We start from the raw sequence: 291 nt of genomic DNA on the forward strand, positions 1-291 counted from the left end.
TGCTTCGCTCGACTTGCATGTGTTAAGCACGCCGCCAGCGTTCATCCTGAGCCAGGATCAAACTCTCGTTGATATGATTTGCTTTGCATCTCCGATGCTTAGCAAATCAATCGTTCCTCGGCTTCGCCGATGGAACTTCATTTCGTTAATCCAGTTCAAGAAAACTACTAGCTTTCTTATCCCTTTTACTGTTTTAAGGTCCGACATTTTAAATGTCTCGTTCTGAATTTTTCTCTTAAAGAAATCTTCAGGGTTGTTGTCTATTGTTTAATTATCAAGGTTCTTTGTTGT

1 rRNA gene is annotated in these 291 nt (G+C 40.2%); it reads right to left on the reverse strand.

Annotated elements, in window-relative coordinates:
* A 16S ribosomal RNA gene (locus tag ACQRBN_RS17475) occupies positions 1-73 on the reverse strand; the annotation flags it as partial.
* Positions 74-291: the final 218 nt, after the last annotated feature.

The sequence above is a fragment of the Bariatricus sp. SGI.154 genome (assembly GCF_050313795.1).
Lineage (GTDB): Bacteria > Bacillota > Clostridia > Lachnospirales > Lachnospiraceae > CAMBRQ01.